The 16,289-nt window shown below is 60.3% G+C and carries 14 protein-coding genes; 12 read left to right on the top strand and 2 right to left on the bottom strand.

The genetic code is table 11. The features are described 5' to 3' along the window. Positions 1-496 precede the first annotated feature (496 nt). From IB235_RS26010 to IB235_RS23715, 6 genes are all read left to right on the top strand, one after another. Complete coding sequence (locus IB235_RS26010; RefSeq protein ID WP_370576984.1) at positions 497-922, top strand: DUF6884 domain-containing protein; 426 nt, start codon at positions 497-499, stop codon at positions 920-922. A 295-nt stretch (positions 923-1,217) separates the two neighbouring features. Continuing rightward, on the top strand, positions 1,218-1,625 hold the full coding sequence (locus IB235_RS23735; RefSeq protein WP_225612593.1) for a hypothetical protein: 408 nt from the start codon (positions 1,218-1,220) through the stop codon (positions 1,623-1,625). Positions 1,626-1,638: 13 nt separating this feature from the next. Further along, on the top strand, positions 1,639-2,235 hold the full coding sequence (locus tag IB235_RS23730; protein WP_192338823.1) for a uracil-DNA glycosylase: 597 nt from the start codon (positions 1,639-1,641) through the stop codon (positions 2,233-2,235). 44 nt (positions 2,236-2,279) lie between these two features. Beyond that, the gene (locus IB235_RS23725) at positions 2,280-2,822 is read left to right on the top strand and encodes an HNH endonuclease (RefSeq protein ID WP_192338822.1); all 543 of its coding nucleotides are present in this window, start codon (positions 2,280-2,282) and stop codon (positions 2,820-2,822) included. A 202-nt stretch (positions 2,823-3,024) separates the two neighbouring features. Then, the gene (locus tag IB235_RS23720) at positions 3,025-4,311 is read left to right on the top strand and encodes a hypothetical protein (RefSeq protein WP_192338821.1); all 1,287 of its coding nucleotides are present in this window, start codon (positions 3,025-3,027) and stop codon (positions 4,309-4,311) included. A gap of 727 nt (positions 4,312-5,038) precedes the next feature. After that, a complete protein-coding gene (locus IB235_RS23715) occupies positions 5,039-5,971 on the top strand; it encodes an IS5 family transposase (RefSeq protein WP_192338820.1) in 933 nt (310 codons plus the stop codon). A gap of 30 nt (positions 5,972-6,001) precedes the next feature. Here IB235_RS23715 and IB235_RS23710 read toward each other — a convergent pair whose 3' ends face one another. Continuing rightward, the gene (locus IB235_RS23710) at positions 6,002-6,709 is read right to left on the bottom strand and encodes a hypothetical protein (protein ID WP_192338819.1); all 708 of its coding nucleotides are present in this window, start codon (positions 6,707-6,709) and stop codon (positions 6,002-6,004) included. 453 nt (positions 6,710-7,162) lie between these two features. On the opposite strand from IB235_RS23710, the gene IB235_RS23705 reads away from it, so the two are divergent. From IB235_RS23705 to IB235_RS23685, 5 genes are all read left to right on the top strand, one after another. After that, on the top strand, positions 7,163-8,134 hold the full coding sequence (locus IB235_RS23705; RefSeq protein ID WP_192338818.1) for a tripartite tricarboxylate transporter substrate binding protein: 972 nt from the start codon (positions 7,163-7,165) through the stop codon (positions 8,132-8,134). 50 nt (positions 8,135-8,184) lie between these two features. Further along, entirely contained in the window at positions 8,185-8,655 is a 471-nt protein-coding gene (locus tag IB235_RS23700; protein ID WP_192338817.1) for a tripartite tricarboxylate transporter TctB family protein, read from the top strand. A 10-nt stretch (positions 8,656-8,665) separates the two neighbouring features. Beyond that, positions 8,666-10,165 (top strand): tripartite tricarboxylate transporter permease, encoded by a 1,500-nt coding sequence (locus tag IB235_RS23695; protein ID WP_192338816.1) that lies wholly within the window; start codon positions 8,666-8,668, stop codon positions 10,163-10,165. A 93-nt stretch (positions 10,166-10,258) separates the two neighbouring features. Continuing rightward, complete coding sequence (locus IB235_RS23690; protein WP_192338815.1) at positions 10,259-11,131, top strand: GntR family transcriptional regulator; 873 nt, start codon at positions 10,259-10,261, stop codon at positions 11,129-11,131. Positions 11,132-11,187: 56 nt separating this feature from the next. Continuing rightward, positions 11,188-13,779 carry an aconitate hydratase AcnA gene (locus tag IB235_RS23685; RefSeq protein WP_192338814.1) on the top strand — a complete coding sequence of 864 codons (2,592 nt, stop codon included), beginning with the start codon at positions 11,188-11,190 and terminating at the stop codon, positions 13,777-13,779. 412 nt (positions 13,780-14,191) lie between these two features. Here the strand turns inward: IB235_RS23685 and IB235_RS23680 are convergent, their stop codons facing one another. Beyond that, positions 14,192-14,941, bottom strand: a complete 750-nt coding sequence (locus tag IB235_RS23680; protein ID WP_192338813.1) for a sulfite exporter TauE/SafE family protein — start codon at positions 14,939-14,941, stop codon at positions 14,192-14,194. Positions 14,942-15,038: 97 nt separating this feature from the next. On the opposite strand from IB235_RS23680, the gene IB235_RS23675 reads away from it, so the two are divergent. Beyond that, positions 15,039-15,920, top strand: coding sequence for a LysR family transcriptional regulator (locus IB235_RS23675; RefSeq protein ID WP_192338812.1), 882 nt, complete (start codon positions 15,039-15,041; stop codon positions 15,918-15,920). Positions 15,921-16,289 lie beyond the last annotated feature (369 nt).

Genomic DNA, 16,289 nt, shown 5'->3' with positions numbered 1-16,289 from the left:
AGCGCCTGATTGTAGCTATGCCAGTTGGTGGTCTTGTACGTGGTCTTCGCCGGTCTGCTCATGGCCGCCAGCTATCATGCTGGATTCGCGCAGTGAATCCCTAGCCGCATTTGCGCAACAAGGCCCCGGAACTCATCCCGAGCGCCCTTCCCCGGGAACCATTCGATCTCGTCAGCACGCCAAAAAAGTCCGTAGCTTGTTACACGCATATAAATCTCGTCTTTTACATTTTTTCTGTCGTCCACTCGGCATCCAGCATCGCGCTACTGGTCGCATACGCCACGGGTGTCTGCAATGTCCCAGAAGTTCGCCGGGGCGCTTCCGCGGCGGCCGTCGTGGCGAACGGCAGCTTCGTCCCAATCTGACGCTTTGTTCCCCGGCCTCGGCGCAGCACGGGGGCGATTCTTGACAGCACGTCTTCGACGAGTTGAATATCGCCTGCACCCACGACCCGCATCCTAGACGAGGGTAGGTAGGTGCATCGCTGGGGACACGCATGATGAAGAGAGTAGCGCTTATCTCCTGCGTCAAGACTAAGGCTGCCACCCCACGCCCCGCAGCTAAACTATACATATCGCCTTGGTTTCTTAAGGCACGCGCTCTCGTCGAGCGAAATGACCTAATGTGGTTCATCTTATCGGCCGAGCATGGACTTGTAGCGCCTGACGCAGTGATCGCTCCCTATGAGCGAACGTTAAACCGCATGACGCGGGGAGAGCAGAAGGATTGGGGTGCGAAGGTAGTGACGCAGATGACGGAGCTCCTTCCAAAAGCCGACGAAGTTCTGCTTTTCGCCGGGGAGCGATACCGAGAGCCGCTGTTGCCCTATCTCGACGCACACTTCCAGACTGTCACAATTCCAATGATCGGCCTGACAAGCGGTCGGCAACTTCAATGGTTGAAACATGTCAAAACGATCTGATCTGGAGCGCTTCTATGCCTTGCTTGAAACACTTTCGGATCGGTCAAGAGGAGCTCGTCTTCTCTGGGAGTGCGATGGCCGCATGATGTGGGCGCCGCGGGGCGTCTATTTCTTCTTTGAACCCGGAGAAACTTTCCCCACTGGGTCACGCGTTACTAGGATAGGAACCCATGCCCTAAATACTGGATCGCGCACAACGCTATGGCACCGCCTCAGCCAACATCGAGGAACACGGTCCCCGTTCGGCGGGAACCACCGCGGATCAATTTTCCGGCTACTGGTTGGTGAAGCTCTTATGCGTCGTGATCCCGAGTTGTTCGTCGAGAGCTGGGGAATGAAGAAGGCCCCGGCAGATTCGGACGCGAAGCAGCGAGAGAAGGCGCATGAGGCACGGGTCAGTGATTATCTCGGGGGCACAAGCGTCCTTGCTCTGCCGATCAATGATGCTCCGGGGCCGGACAACCGCCGCGGTTTCTTGGAGCGGAATGCAATCGCCCTCCTTAGCCAACAAGCTCTGTCTCCGGAAGCCTGTATTAGCGGTTCTTGGCTTGGCCTGCACAGTGGGCGCGAACGGGTAAGACGCTCCGGCCTGTGGAACAATCGTCATGTGAATGAACGGCATGATCCAGCATTTCTGGATGTCATGGAACACCTGATCGACGAGATTCCGACCCCTTCGGAAGTCGTCGGCCATAGCACCTAAAAGGCTGAGCGTCATGAATGACTATCTGCCCACTCATCCGCGGGCGCTACGTGAGCTATCGGCGATTGAGGCACGCCGTGCACTACTGGATCGTGAGCAGATGCGACCGTTGCAAGCGCTCGCGCGGGAACTTCGTGCAGAGGATCGCGGCAAGGTCCCAAACTTTGATCCCCTGGATGGTGGAATGCAGGCAAGCGTTCTCTTTTTGATGGAAAAGCCTGGACCTATGACGGACGGGTCCGCGACAACTCGACGGAAAGGTTCAGGATTTATATCTCGCGACAATGATGATCCGGCAGCTGAAGCAGTGTTCCGGTTCATGGAGACGGCAGGCATTGACCGCCGTCTTACTCTGATATGGAACATCGTGCCGTGGTGGAACGGCACACGCACAACCAAACCGGAAGAACTTGTGGCGGGCAGAGACAGGCTCGTCCGCCTGCTCGACCTCCTCGCTAATTTTAGGGCAGTAGTCGCCGTGGGAGGTAGGGCGGAACGGGCGCGCGGGTTGATCGAGGCCAGGACGCTACCATTCCTGTCGTCTCCTCATCCATCCCCAATAAACCGGGCCGCACGGCCGGATCTTTGGTGGGCCATCCCTGCGCGTTGAGCAAAGGTGATAGAGTTTCTTTAATTCGGCATCCGAGGTCTAGAATGAAGGCGACGAGCATAAAGAAGTATCTGCGTCCGTCAACAATCATGGGACGCAAGAGCACATTCGCGAATGCCTTCGCTTCAGCCCTTGCCCCTTTCGATGCATACGACCAAGAAGCTGTCTTCAAGGCTATTCGCGATCTTGGACAAGATCCTGATGGCGATCTAAAATGCGTTTATTGTGATGCTGATGCCGCAACATGGGATCACATATTCAACCGAGTTGTGAAGGGCGAGTTCTCTGGGCACGGGCATAGAATTCGCAATCTCGTTCCGTGTTGCAGAACATGCAATGAGAGCAAGGGTCAAAAATCTTGGCAGGATTTTTTGGAAATACGCAACCCTCCAGACAAAGTCGAGCGGGCGTGGAGATTGACGGAATTTTTGCGCGATAATGACATTAAGGCGATGGGAACGGCCGCGATGAGGCATGAGGCAACAGATGAAATGAAGCGGTTTATCGAAATTAGAACGCAAATTTTCGAATTGATGGCAGAGGCAGACCAACTCGCGGCGGATATCAGAGATAAAGCCAAAGGTTAGTCTGAAGGAGCAGCGATGTGATTAAGACGATTGTAGGCAGCTTAATGTCCGCATTGTCCCACTTGGTCGCCCTCGATGGCGGTCGTCCAAAAATGTCATATCAACGGAATAGTTCTCCATCTTGCCGTTTTTTTCATTCTCAAGACCCTCCTAGCGTCCAAATGTCCTGAACATCCACCCGCCTCCAACTGGTGGGCCCGCCTTGACGTGGAATTTCCAAACAGGAAAACTCGCGCAAGATGAATCGGGTGCCGCCATGGTCTTGCGCTGTCTCTTGCTCGCCGCATCGCTTCTTCTCGTGCCCTTCTCCGCCATTGCCATGGAGATCACGGTCGAGATCAAGAACATCCCCATGAATCCTCGCCTGGCACATTTCAGCCTGAAAGGTCCGATCGAGGCCGGGGACACGCAACGCCTTGCAGAGAAAATCAGCACCGTTGCGAAGGAGGACCTTGCAGTTGCCAGGTTCTCTTTCGACAGCCCTGGAGGAAATCTTCAGGAAGGCCTGGCGATGGGATGGCTGATTTCCGGACTTAAATGGCGCAGCAGCTCGGATGTCAGCTCTGTTACCAATCCCTCCCCGATTTGCGCGAGCGCCTGCGTCTTCGCCTTCGCCGGCGCCGAGCAGCGGTTCATATCCGATCAAGGGCGCATCGGCGTGCACAAATTCTATTTCGTCGACCCGGATATTCCCGGAAGCCGCGCCACTTCTGCCACCCAGGACACCATGTCAGAGATCGCGGAATTCCTGAAGTCTCGGCGGATCGACATCTCCCTCCTGTCAGACATGACCTCGGCTGAGGGTGACGGAATGTATTGGATCCCGATGGACAGGATGCTCGAGACCGGCCTCGTGAACCAGGGGGACGGCGGAAACGTCGTTGAATACACCAACATCGATGGCGAACTTGCCCTCCAGATCCGCCAGAACGCCCATGGCGGTGTCTATGAGATGATGATGGGTTGCATCGGCGGGACGGTCCGCGGTGTTGCGATGCTGGAAGAGCCTCCAGGCGCGATACTTAATGATGCGGGCATGGTGATCGGCGGGCAGGACTACTACTTCCCGGATGCGAAACTGATCAACAGGGACGACTACGTCACGCGGCTCGAGTTCATACTCACGCGGGAGATGCGCGACGCGATCCTCATCCATGGATCGCTCGGCTTCCGGGTCTATTCGGGAACCGGGCTTTTCTATGGCTTCTTCGGAGAGGTGGCGAACGAGAAGATCAGGGAGGTGGTCGCCAATTGCACAGTTTCGGAGCGCGCCCCGTTTGCCCGCAGAGACGGCTTCGACCTGCCGGGAGGCGATCTTGCGCCCAACGGTTTGAAAGGGCTCAGTGCCGCGGATTGTGAACAGGTCTGCGCCATCGACGCTCGATGCACCGGCTACAGCTATGTCATCGACCGGCAATGGTGCTGGCCCAAGTCGGGATTTGGGACGGCCGTGAAGCGCCAAGGGGTCATGTCCGGGATCAGGCAATAGTTCGCCTTAGCCAACCTGATCGCCCCCAGCGCATCAGACGCGAAAGTTCCGGCGCGCTGGTTGTTCAAGTTCAGCCGTGTCGCAGGATGTCCTGATGGGAAATGCTCAATCTGCACTCTGAAGATGATACTGAGGATATCCGTCGTCCTCATCTATTGTGAATGTCGTTTCCTGAATGTGCTTCAGGCTGCATGCCCATCAGAAATTAACGTAACGAACCGAATTTTGACTTCGGTTACGGTTCTCGTCGGGTAAACGCTTACCATGTTGGCCAACGTAGTGGTCCCATATTTCGGGGTTGGCGATTTTTCCAACGAAACCCATTCGTGTAGGATCTGTTTCGACGAACCTGGAGACGGGGAAATGCGTAGGTATCGCGGGCAGCCATTGCAGTGGAACGAAAGCGCCTCTTACGACGCCGTGGATCACTGCAAGAACGTAGTCAGCCTGGCAAGCGCGCTGCTCAGAGAAACGCCAAGCATACCTTACGCGATCATATAATTCTTCGCGTGAATTATGGTCTGCCGAGTTTATATTGATCATTATGATTTTCTCATCGCCAAATTTTACTGTGGGTAATGCGTATTTCGCGATGATTTCAGTAGCATGCATGGGTCCACGATCATTGCTATGATGACCTGCCGAAATGTTGGATAGTCCAGCATGGCTTTGTTGCGCAAATGCTGTGGGGATTCATTCGGTGAATCCAGCGTGTTAGTCAGGCTGGATGAGCAGACCTACATCGCCGATCTACAAGACCAGGAACTGGCCGGCCTACAACAAGTCGTTGAAGCAACGCGGTTCCCTGACCATCTGGTTTGACCCCGAGATGATCTGGGAGGCCAAGCCAACCGGAAAGCGTGGTCGTCAACCTACCTATAGTGATGCCGCGATCCAGATCTGTCTGTCGATGAAGGTGCTGTTCGGGATGGCCCTGCGCCAAACCACGGGCTTTATTGAAAGCCTTCTGGATCTGATCGGGTTGGATTGGTCGGTGCCGGATTTCAGCACCCTTTCCCGTCGGCAGAAGGTCCTTGACGTGAGCATCCCCTACCGCGGCTCACTAGGTCCACTACACCTGCTGATCGACAGCACGGGCATCAAGGTGGAGGGCGAAGGCGAATGGCACGCCCGCAAGCATGGTGGCCGAAAACGTCGCATCTGGCGCAAGGTGCACCTTGGTATCGACGAGGAAACCCTGGAAATCCGGGCGGTCGAGTTCACCAGCAGCGATATCGGCGATGCCCCGATGCTGCCCGGACTGCTCGACCAGATCCCACCCGATCAGGAGATTGGCAGCGTCACCGCCGACGGTGCCTATGACACCCGGAAATGCCACGATGCCATCGCGGACCGGGGTGCTGCGGCCATCATTCCGCCCCGCAGGAACGCCAAGCCCTGGAAGCCGACCTCGGTTGGCGCAGTCGCGCGCAACGAAGCGATCCGGGCGTCGAAATACCTTGGCCGGACGCTCTGGCAAAAATGGAGCGACTATCACCGCCGAAGTCGCGCCGAAACCAAGATGCATTGCATGAAGCTTCTGGGACAACGCCTCATGGCGAGAGACCCCAATCGCCAGGTGGCCGAACTTCAGGTCCGTGTCGCCGTGCTCAACGGCTTCACAGCACTCGGTATACCCGTCACCCAGACTCAGGGATGAGCCCGTCCGGGGAAAGGGGGAACTCGACCGTTACCTGATTTGCGCAACAGAGCCCATTGGCCAGCCAAGTTGCGGTGATGACAGCCGTGCCAACGTCTGGTGCGTGCGGAAGGCGCAAGCCGTGCCGTCCAGAAGCTCCAATATTGCTTTCTCGGCCTCAGCGGCGCCGGGGCGAGGCGCTTGCCGAACTTCTGCGAATGCTGCGTCGAACCCGCCGCTATCCGGCGCGCATGTGGCTAGAAAATGATACGCTGTCAGAGCGCAAGGGTTCACACGGTTGAGCGCAGCGAAGCCTGCGATCTGGTTCTCCAGCACCGTCAGCACCAGTCGGGCATCGAGTTCCGGGTCGTTGACATGTCCGGCCTGCAGTCGGCCATCATGATGATGCTTGACCAGGTGATGATAGGGGTTCCTTGGGAAGGCGAGCGGGTTCAGCCAGAGCGTATCGATCGGCCTTTGTGCCAGATTGGCCAGGCGAGGGCGCATCGCTGCCAGATGAGGCAGATCATGGCGGATGATGTTGTGGCCGAGCAGGTAGTCCGCCTCAGCCGCCAGTCGCTCGAGGCGGTTGAGCGCAGCCTCGCGGTCTCCCGTCCTGAACACGACCTTCCGCTCGTCGCAGTGGCGCACCGCGGCGAAGGAGAAGGTTTGCGCGCGGGCCGGATCGACCTCCAGGTCGACAGACAGGCATCGCTCGACGAGCGGTATGGATATTTGATCGCCCCCGGTATCGTTCATGTCGAAGTTCTTCATAGAGAACGAAAACTTGCCGATTTGTGATCATACACACGCCTCGCGGTGCATTACCAGTGTCGAGGCAATTGTTGCCCTCACCCGGCTGTCGCGGTGATGCTGCCCAGCATGACATGATGCGGTGGATCCGCGTCTTTGCGCGCTGGTAGCCGCTGTTCGACGTGGACGTCCAGCGCCCGCTTGGAGCGGTTAGAGGCGTCGCAGTAACCGATGGGTCGAATGTCCGCTTCGTCCCAACATCGACCAACCCGGTCATTTAGGTTTCGGCTCCTTTTCGGCCGGTCATAGTTCAGCAGCGTTGATCGCCGATAGCCTTTGCCTGACCCGGTCCGACTACCTCATGAGCAATCGATAGCCCCTAAACTTAGTAATTGCATTTTATGGCTACATGATGCATTGATACGGATAGTCGAACACGACGACCCACGGGAGGAAATCATGACCTATCTTCGCTCCGGGCTGATCTCAGCCTGGCTGATGGCGGCTGCCGCCGTCTTGCCCGCTGCCTCGGTCCATGCTCAGGATCTTGAACTTTCGATCACGGCGCCGGCCGGCGCGGGTGGCGGGTGGGATTCCGCCGCGCGCTCGCTTCAGGACGTGATGATGCAGACCGGCAATGCCCATAGCGTGCAGGTCATGAACGTCCCCGGCGCGGGCGGCACGGTCGGGCTGGCGCAATTCGTCCAAGGCGCCAAGGGCAGTCCGAACCAGATGCTGGTCGGTGGCATCACCATGGTCGGTGCGATCATCACCAACAAAGCGCCCTACAATCTGACCAATGTCACGCCCATCGCGCGGTTGACGGGCGATCCGCTGGTCATCGTCGTGCCTTCGTCGTCTCCCTATCAGACCATGGCCGACTTGATGGAAGGCATCAAAAAGGATGTCGGACACACCATCTGGGCCGGCGGCTCGGCGGGTGGCGCGGACCATATCCTTGCCGCGCTGGTGACGCAGGCGGCCGGCGTCGATCCGGCCAAGGTGAACTATGTCGCCTATTCGGGCGGCGGCGAATCCCTTGCGGCGATGCTGGGCGGTCAGGTGACGGCGGGCGTCTCGGGCTATGGCGAATGGCAGGGCCAAATCGAATCCGGCGACCTGCGAGCGCTTGCGATCTCATATCCCGAACCGATCGAGGGCATCTCGGCCCAACCCTTGAAGGCGCAGGGCATCGACATCGAGCTGGTGAACTGGCGCGGCATCTTCGCCGGACCCGAGATCAGCGCCGATGACAAGGCGGCGCTGGAAACTGCAGTTCAGAAGACCGTCTCCTCGCCGGAATGGAAGGAACTGATCAAGGCCAAGGGCTGGTCCGACTACTACGCCCCCTCAGCCGAGTTCACCAGCTTCATCGCATCGGAAGATGCGCGCGTTCACGAGATCCTGAAATCCATCGGCCTCGCCGAATGACCCCTTGGGGGCGTCTTGCCCCCACGGACCTTCACCAAGGGAGGGTAGCCATGTCCACATTACCAGCCAGCCGATTGCACAAGCCCACACTGACCATCGGGATCGCCCTTTTCGCGATCGCGCTCATAACATGGCGCGATGCCAGCACTATGCAGATCCGCGCCAGCTATGGCATGGGGGCCGATGCGGCATCCTATTTCGTGGCTGCCTTCCTCGCCGTCCTTGGGGGCGGACATATTCTGGCGGCCTTCCGCTGGGCAAGCGAGCCGGGTCAGAGCGACTGGAAGGCCGTGGGCTGGGTCAGCCTCGGCCTGATCAGCCTGATCGGCACGCTCTGGCTTCAGATCGGCTTCGTCGCCGGCTCGACCTTGCTCTTCGCCTTCACGGCGCGCGCTTTCGGACGCCGGGCGCTGATCGCGGATCTGATCCTCGGTTTCATACTCGCCACCGGCATCTTCCTTCTATTCAACAAGCTTCTGACGCTGGCCCTGCCCATGGGCCCGTTCGAGCGACTGCTCTGAGAGGAGCCGAATGGATTCGCTCATCCACCTGATGCATGGGTTCGGCACGGCGCTGGACCCGATGAACCTGGCCTTTGCCGCGATCGGCGTCCTCTTGGGCACCGCGGTCGGCGTGCTGCCGGGGATCGGCCCGGCGCTGACCGTCGCGCTGCTTTTGCCGATCACCTTCAAGCTCGATCCAGGCGGGTCGCTGATCATGTTCGCGGGGATCTATTACGGCGGCATGTATGGCGGCTCGACCACGGCGATCCTTTTGAACACGCCGGGCGAGAGTGCCTCGGTCGTGACCGCGCTCGAAGGGAACCAGATGGCCCGGCGCGGACGCGGCGGCCCCGCACTCGCCACTGCCGCTATCGGCTCCTTCGTCGCTGCGCTGATTGCCACGGCGGGGCTCGCGTTCTTTGCGCCGATTCTCGTCAAGGTCGCGGTCAAATTCGGACCCTGGGATTATTTCGGGTTGATGCTGATTGCCTTCGTCACCGTCTCGGCGACCTTCGGCTCGTCACCCTTGCGCGGGCTTACCAGCCTCGGGATCGGGCTGTGGTTGGGCCTCATCGGCATCGACCAGTTGACCGGCCAGACGCGGCTGTCCTTCGGCGTCCCGAACCTGCTGGATGGGGTAGAGGTCACGACGCTGGCCGTTGGCCTTTTTGCGATTGGCGAGGCGCTGTTCGTCGCCTCTCGCCACCTCTTCAACGACGAAAAGCCCATGGCGATCAAGGGTTCGATCTGGATGTCGCGCGAGGACTGGAAACGGTCGTGGAAACCGTGGCTGCGCGGCACAGCGGTCGGCTTTCCGATTGGCGCGCTGCCCGCTGGCGGGGCCGAGATCCCGACCTTTCTGTCTTACACTTTGGAGCGAAAGCTGGCGGAAAAGCCCGAGGAATTCGGCAAGGGTGCGATCGAGGGTGTGGCAGGACCCGAGGCCGCGAACAATGCCAGCGCCGCCGGAACGCTGGTGCCGCTGCTGACGCTGGGGCTGCCGACCTCGGCCACGGCAGCGGTAATGCTGGCGGGGTTCCAGCAATACAACCTCCAGCCCGGCCCACTGCTCTTCGTGCAGCATCCCGCGCTCGTCTGGGGGCTGGTCGCCTCGCTCTTCATCGCTAATGTCATGCTGCTGGTCCTGAACCTGCCGCTGGTCGGCCTCTGGGTAAGGCTGCTGAAGATCCCGCTCCCGTGGCTCTACGCTGGCATCCTGGTCTTTGCGTGCATGGGAACGATCGCGGCCAACCCCTCGGTGGTTGAACTGATGATGCTGGTGGGCTTCGGTTTCCTCGGCTTCCTGATGCGGCGCTATGATTATCCGATCGCACCCGTCGTGGTCGGGTTGATCCTTGGGCCGCTGGCCGACAGCCAGTTGCGCCGGGCGCTTCAGATGAGCCTTGGCGACCCAATGATCCTGCTGCAGCATCCGGGCTCGGCCACGATGATCGCCATTGCCGCGGTTGCCCTGATCGCGCCCTTCTTCTTCAAGGGACTGGCAAAGTTCAGGCAGGACGAGGACTGAATCTGCCTGATGCACATGGCGCGGCCCCTTGGGTCGCGCCACTTGCATGACCCCGCCCCGGCCCTGATATTCCAGGCAGTTTCAGGAGAACCCATGGCGCGCGTCAGTCTTTCCCCCCAGATCATGGCCCGGATCGTCGATCACGCCCGGGCGCAGAACATGCAAGCGGGCCAGCATCTGCCGGCCCAGCTTCTTGCCGACAGCTTCAAGGTCTCGCGCCAGCCGATCGTCAGTGCGCTGAAAAAGCTCGAAGACATGGGAATTGTCCAGTCTGCGCCGAACCGTGGCTATTTCCTCGCCTGCAATGCCGATGACATCCCCGAGATGGATGCGGACGCCGCCGGCGACGACGAGGTCTATGACCGCATCGCCGCCGACCGCTTGGCGGGCCGTCTTCCGGACCGGCTGAGCGAGAACGAATTGATGCGCCTTTACGGCGTGGCGCGCGGCCGCCTGTCGCGGGTCCTGCACCAGATCGCCGACGAGGGTTGGATCGAACGCCTGCCCGGCAATGGCTGGGAGTTCCGCGAGATCCTGACCTCGCGCAAGGCCTATTCCGACGCCTACCAATTCCGCGCCGCCATCGAGATGCAGGCGCTGCTGCTGCCCAGCTTCCGCATCGACGCGGAGGGCTTCGCGGCCGCCCGCCGCCATCAGCAGGAGTTGTTACAAAGCTACGAAAGCGAAAGCCGCCAGAAGGTCTTCGGCACTAATATCGAGTTTCACGAGATGCTGATGACCTGCGCGAACAATGATTTCTTCCTCGATGCCGTGCGTCGCATCAACCGGGTGCGCCGCCTGATGGAATATTCGATCACTCATGACCGGACGCGCTTGCCGCAGCAATGCCGCGAGCATCTGCAGATCCTCGACTTGATCGAGGAACGCGATATGCAGGCCGCCGCGACCTTCCTTTTCCGCCACATCCGCGAGGCAGGAAACATCAAGGCGGCACTGATTGCCTAATTGCATTTCATAATCTGAAAATGCTATCTATCTCCCGACCAGCAGGGAGAGAGCCTATGTCATTCACCGCCACATTCCGGGGCTGCGCGATTGTCGACCTGCCGGCCGCGGCCGGGGCGGATCTTTGCCGGATGCCGCATATCCATCGGCTGCTGATGGAAAATGTGCTGCGCAGTTCCGAGGAGGCCGAGAGCGCGCGTAAGGCACTGCTCGACTGGCTGGAAACCGGGAGCAGTGAGGCCGAGATCCCCTTCCTGCCCGGTCGCGTGCTGATGCATGACACGACCTGCGGTCCGGCGTTGGTCGATATCGCGGCCATGCGTTCGGCTCTGGCCGAGGCAGGGCATGATCCCGCGCTGCTCAATCCGGTGCTGCCCGTCGATGTCTCGACCGATCATTCGCTGGCCGTCGATGCCTATGCGATCCCCAGCGCGATGGCCCGGAATATCGAGAACGAATACCGTCGCAATGCCGAGCGCTACCGCTTCATGAAGTGGGCGACGAATAGCCTCTCGAACTTCCGCGTGCATCCGCCGGGAACCGGCATCATGCATACGCTGAACCTCGAGCGCCTCGCGACCGTCGTGGCGGAACGTGACGGTTGGATCATGCCCGACACGCTGATCGGCACCGACAGCCATACGCCGATGATCAACGGTATCGGGGTGCTGGCATGGGGCGTCGGCGGGATCGAGGCGGAAAGTGTCTTTTTCGGGATGCCGGTCATGCTGCGCGTCCCCGACGTCGTAGGCGTGCGCTTCAAAGGCCGCCTGCGCGAGGGCGTCACCGCTACCGACCTCGCCCTGACCGTGACTGAGCGCCTGCGCCAAATCGACCTTGCCGACCGTTTCGTCGAGTTCTTCGGCCCCGGTGTCTCGACCCTTTCGGCGGGGGATCGCGCGGTCGTCGCCAATATGACGCCCGAGTTTGGCGGCAACTCCGGCTTCTTCCCGGTCGATGCCGCGACCATCGCCTATCTGCGCCAGACAGGGCGCAGCACCGAGCACTGCGCGCTGGTCGAGGATTATTGCCGCCGTCAGGGCCTGTGGTTCGACCCCGAGCAGGAGCCGGTCTTCACCGGCCTTGTCGAGCTTGATCTGGGCGAGGTCGAGGTCAGCGTTGCCGGTCCGCGCCGTCCACAAGACCGCATCCCGGCCTCGGATACCGCGAGCGCCACTGCCGCCATACGCGGTCATGCCCCGCTCCCCGCCCCTGCCGGAAAGTCGCCCGACGGTGCTGTCGCCATTGCGGCGATCACAAGTTGCACCAATACCAGCGACCCACGCCTCTTGGTCGCCGCCGGGCTGGTAGCCCGCAAGGCCCGCGCGCTGGGGCTGAAGCCGCCCGCGCATGTCAAGACCTCGATGGCCCCCGGCTCGCCCACGTCGCAGCGCTATCTGGATCGGGCGGGCCTTCTCTCGGACCTCGAAGCGGTCGGCTTTGGCATCGTCGGCTATGGCTGCACCACCTGCATCGGCAATTCCGGCCCCTTGCCCGACAGCGCCATCGAGGCGCAGGCCGAGGGCAGGCTGCAGGTTGCGGTCCTTTCCGGCAACCGTAACTTTCCAGGTCGGGTCCATCCGCAGCTTGAAGCCGGGTTCCTCGCCTCGCCACCTTTGGTCGTGGCCTTTGCTTTGGCCGGCGATGTCGAGCGTGACATCCTGCACGACGAGATCGCGCCGGGCGTGCATCTCTCGGATCTCTGGCCCAAGGGGGAGGAGATCGACACGGCGCTGGCGCTTGCAAGGAATGCCGGGGACTTTGCCGCCGCCTATGACCGGGCCGAGGCGAGCGAGCTTTGGCGCGACCTCGACGCCCCCGACACGGCGCTGTTTCCGTGGGATCCGGCCTCGACTTATATCCGCCGCCCGCCCTTCGCGGATTTCGCCAAGCCGCGTGCGCAGTGGATCATGGCGGCCCCGATCCTTGTGGTTGGAGACGACATCACCACCGACCACATCTCGCCTGCGGGGGCTATCCCACGCAAAGGCGAGGCCGCAGATTACCTCATCGCGGGCGGCGATCCGGCGGATGACCTGAACGTCTTTTCGTCGCGTCGCGGCAATTGGGAGGCGATGCGGCGCGGGCTATTCACCAACAAGTCGGTCAGGAACCTGCTGGTCGATGACATCCCGCCCGGCAGCACAATGATGCCCGACGGTTCGGTCCTGCCGCTCTGGCGCGCAGCCGAGTATTACCGCTGTGCCGGCGTTCCCGTCGTGATCCTCGCGGGCGAACGCTACGGCATGGGGTCATCGCGCGACTGGGCCGCCAAGGGCGCAGCGCTGCTCGGCACGCGCGCTGTGCTTGCAGTCAGCTTCGAGCGCATCCACCGCTCGAACCTGATCGGCATGGGGATATTGCCGCTGCGCCTGCCTGTAGGCGTCACCCCGCAAACCCTTGCGATGTCTGTCTGTGACCGGATCGAGATCGACCTCAACCCCGCACGGCTTGCGCCGCGCGTCCCAGTCGAGATCCGGATCCACCGGTCCTCAGGCACGGTCGAGCGCTTTGAAGCCATCGCAGCCATCGAAACCAGCCTCGAGGTCGAGACCCTTGCCAAGGGCGGTCTCATGCCGCTGATCCTTGAGCGCGTCATCCGGCGCCGGACTGAAAAAAAACTTCCGACCGCGCAGCACGAATCCTAAGGGAAACTCCCTGTCTTGGATCCCTTCCGACACCTCGGATCAACCGCACGGCGTATTCGATCACGGTGCATTTAGGGGGAAGACTGTCATGAATAGAGGCGTCGCAGTAACCGATGGCTCGAATGTCCGCTTCGTCTCACCCTCGACCGCGTGCCCGCCACCAGGCGTGGCGGGACAGTCTCGATGCTCGAGAGCCCAAAGCCGCCATTCATGCTTGCCCTTCACCAAAGCGGCTTTCGCCTTAATCTGAGGATTGAGCATCAACGCATTGAGGGTTTGCGTCTTTTTGCTGTCGGTCAGCGATAAATTGGGCAACATGAAAGAACATCAGCACGACCGCGATCCTCGGCGCGAGGACGCTATAGAGCGTTTCCGCTTCCTTCCTCCTCGCTTCCCCATATGCTGCGAAACTTCACGTTACCGGACGCAGGACCATCTCTGCTCCGAGCAAGAGCAGAAACAGCAGGAACACCCGCTTGAAGGTGGTGGGGCTGATGCGGTTACGGAGCTTCTGTCCCGCCCACATGCCGAGCCAGGCCGGGCCAAGAGCCAGCAATGACAGCCCTAGCGTGTCCAGAGCGAAAGCCCCACGCGAGCCAAGCGCGACCGCCAGTGCCACCGTTGATACCGTGAATGACAGACCTAAAGCCTGAACCAAATCATTTCGGGATAAGCCGAGAGCTTGCAGATAGGGCACGGCCGGGATGACAAAGACGCCGGTGGCACCGCTGATGATCCCGGTCACCGCACCGACCATTGGCGACAGCATTGGCTCGATCTTGGCCGGAACGGAAAGTTGCCGTGCCAGCAGGGTGTATCCGGCGTAGATCATAAGGGCCACGCCCAGAACAACTGTTGCCGTGCCCGTATCTCCACCGGCAAGCCACCCCGCCCCGAGCATGGTCCCAACAAAGTTCGCAAGCATCATCGGCCAAAGACGGAAGGCGATGGACCAGAACGATGGTCCCCCCAAAAGCTGCCAGACGTTCGTGACGAATGAGGGCAAGATCAGAAGACTGGCCGCTGCGAGGGGCGATATGAGCGCCCCCAGAATGCCCATTGCAACGGTAGGCAATCCCATGCCGGTGACGCCTTTTACGGCGCCAGCGGCGAAGAAGGTTGCGCCAATCGCAAGGATGAGGGGCACGGAGATGTCGGTCATGCACTTGTGTTACCCTGCTCCAGCGTCGGCACAATGCGGAGATGCCGCATCCAGCATTCGGCTATTCCGAAGGCTGGAAGGGTGATACGGTGCAGCTATGCGATTTGACCTGACAGATCTTCGACTGTTCTTAGCTGTTGCCGAGGCGGGCAGCATCACACATGGTGCGGCGGATGTAAGCCTATCCTTGGCGGCAGCTAGCGAACGGTTGCGGGATATGGAGGCAATAGGGGGCGTAAAGCTGCTTGATCGCCAAAGGCGGGGTGTGGTTCCGACCGAGGCCGGAAGTGCGCTGCTTCACCACGCCCGCCAGATATTGCATCAGTTGGCCCAAATGCGGGGCGAGATCGGGCAATATGCCAAAGGGGTCCGCAGCACGATTCGGTTGCTAGCGAACACCGCCGCCATAACCGAAATCCTTCCTTCCCGCCTGGCACCGTGGCTGGCGGCTCATCCGCAAGTCGATATCGAACTGAAGGAGTGCCAGAGCATCGACATTGCTCGCAGCGTTGCCCGCGGGTTTGCGGAGCTAGGAATTTTGTCAGATACCGCTGACACCACTGACCTTGAGCTTCATCCTTTCGCGACGGACCGTCTTGTGGTGGTGGTGGCGGGGAATCATGCCTTGGCATCAGCGCGGCAGGTCGGCCTTTCCGATCTTGCGGGTGAAGCCTTTTTGTCGCTTGCAGGCGGCGCATTGCAAGATCATCTGAACGCCCAAGCCGCACGCATAGGTCAGCCAATCAGGCCGCGCGTATCGCTGCGGACCTTTTCCGATATTTGCATGATGGCGGGGTGCGGCGTCGGCATCGGGATAGTCCCGGAGACAGCAGCAAGACGCTACCGCAGAGCCATGAACATCGCGGTCATCCGCCTTGCGGAAGATTGGGCAACGCGCCGACTATCTCTTTGCGTGAGGTCACGCGGCAAGATTACACCTCTCGCGCGGGAACTGCTTCTTCACCTTCAGAAAGAGTGACGAAGAAAGGTCGCGAATGTTGATTTCCACCGAGACGTGACCCGGTTCTGAAGTGAGCCCCGCGGGCTGGACCACGGGACCCTGAAAAACTGATACGCGAAACGGGCCTTGATCGGAGAAGGCTCATGACATCACGAGGTCCCTTTCGTCGGCATTCGACCCCGTTCAAGCTGCAACTCTGCCAGGACAACCGCGACGGGATACGCAGCGCACGCACCATATCTCCGCCAACCTCATCCAATGTAAGCGGCGCCTGTGCCCCACCTTCCGCATTTTCACGTGACCTGAGATTTCGCGCCTGATGGAGATTGGGCGGGAGTTTCGCGATGGCGACTACGGTGGAGTTTCTCAGGGACTATGGGGTGGACA

The organism is Paracoccus sp. PAR01, assembly GCF_014851995.1.
GTDB classification, from domain to species: domain Bacteria; phylum Pseudomonadota; class Alphaproteobacteria; order Rhodobacterales; family Rhodobacteraceae; genus Paracoccus; species Paracoccus litorisediminis.
This window is presented reverse-complemented; position numbering and strand designations above follow the sequence as displayed.

What these genes read in the sequence shown, in the direction of transcription:
- IB235_RS26010 (WP_370576984.1), top strand. Translation starts at nt 497, where the DNA reads ATGATGAAGAGAGTAGCGCTTATCTCCTGCGTCAAGACTAAGGCTGCC.
- IB235_RS23725 (WP_192338822.1), top strand. Translation starts at nt 2,280, where the DNA reads ATGAAGGCGACGAGCATAAAGAAGTATCTGCGTCCGTCAACAATCATG.
- IB235_RS23675 (WP_192338812.1), top strand. Translation starts at nt 15,039, where the DNA reads ATGCGATTTGACCTGACAGATCTTCGACTGTTCTTAGCTGTTGCCGAG.
- IB235_RS23715 (WP_192338820.1), top strand. Translation starts at nt 5,039, where the DNA reads ATGAGCAGACCTACATCGCCGATCTACAAGACCAGGAACTGGCCGGCC.
- IB235_RS23680 (WP_192338813.1), bottom strand. Translation starts at nt 14,941, where the DNA reads ATGACCGACATCTCCGTGCCCCTCATCCTTGCGATTGGCGCAACCTTC.
- IB235_RS23710 (WP_192338819.1), bottom strand. Translation starts at nt 6,709, where the DNA reads ATGAACGATACCGGGGGCGATCAAATATCCATACCGCTCGTCGAGCGA.
- IB235_RS23700 (WP_192338817.1), top strand. Translation starts at nt 8,185, where the DNA reads ATGTCCACATTACCAGCCAGCCGATTGCACAAGCCCACACTGACCATC.
- IB235_RS23705 (WP_192338818.1), top strand. Translation starts at nt 7,163, where the DNA reads ATGACCTATCTTCGCTCCGGGCTGATCTCAGCCTGGCTGATGGCGGCT.
- IB235_RS23690 (WP_192338815.1), top strand. Translation starts at nt 10,259, where the DNA reads ATGGCGCGCGTCAGTCTTTCCCCCCAGATCATGGCCCGGATCGTCGAT.
- IB235_RS23730 (WP_192338823.1), top strand. Translation starts at nt 1,639, where the DNA reads ATGAATGACTATCTGCCCACTCATCCGCGGGCGCTACGTGAGCTATCG.
- IB235_RS23695 (WP_192338816.1), top strand. Translation starts at nt 8,666, where the DNA reads ATGGATTCGCTCATCCACCTGATGCATGGGTTCGGCACGGCGCTGGAC.
- IB235_RS23685 (WP_192338814.1), top strand. Translation starts at nt 11,188, where the DNA reads ATGTCATTCACCGCCACATTCCGGGGCTGCGCGATTGTCGACCTGCCG.
- IB235_RS23735 (WP_225612593.1), top strand. Translation starts at nt 1,218, where the DNA reads ATGCGTCGTGATCCCGAGTTGTTCGTCGAGAGCTGGGGAATGAAGAAG.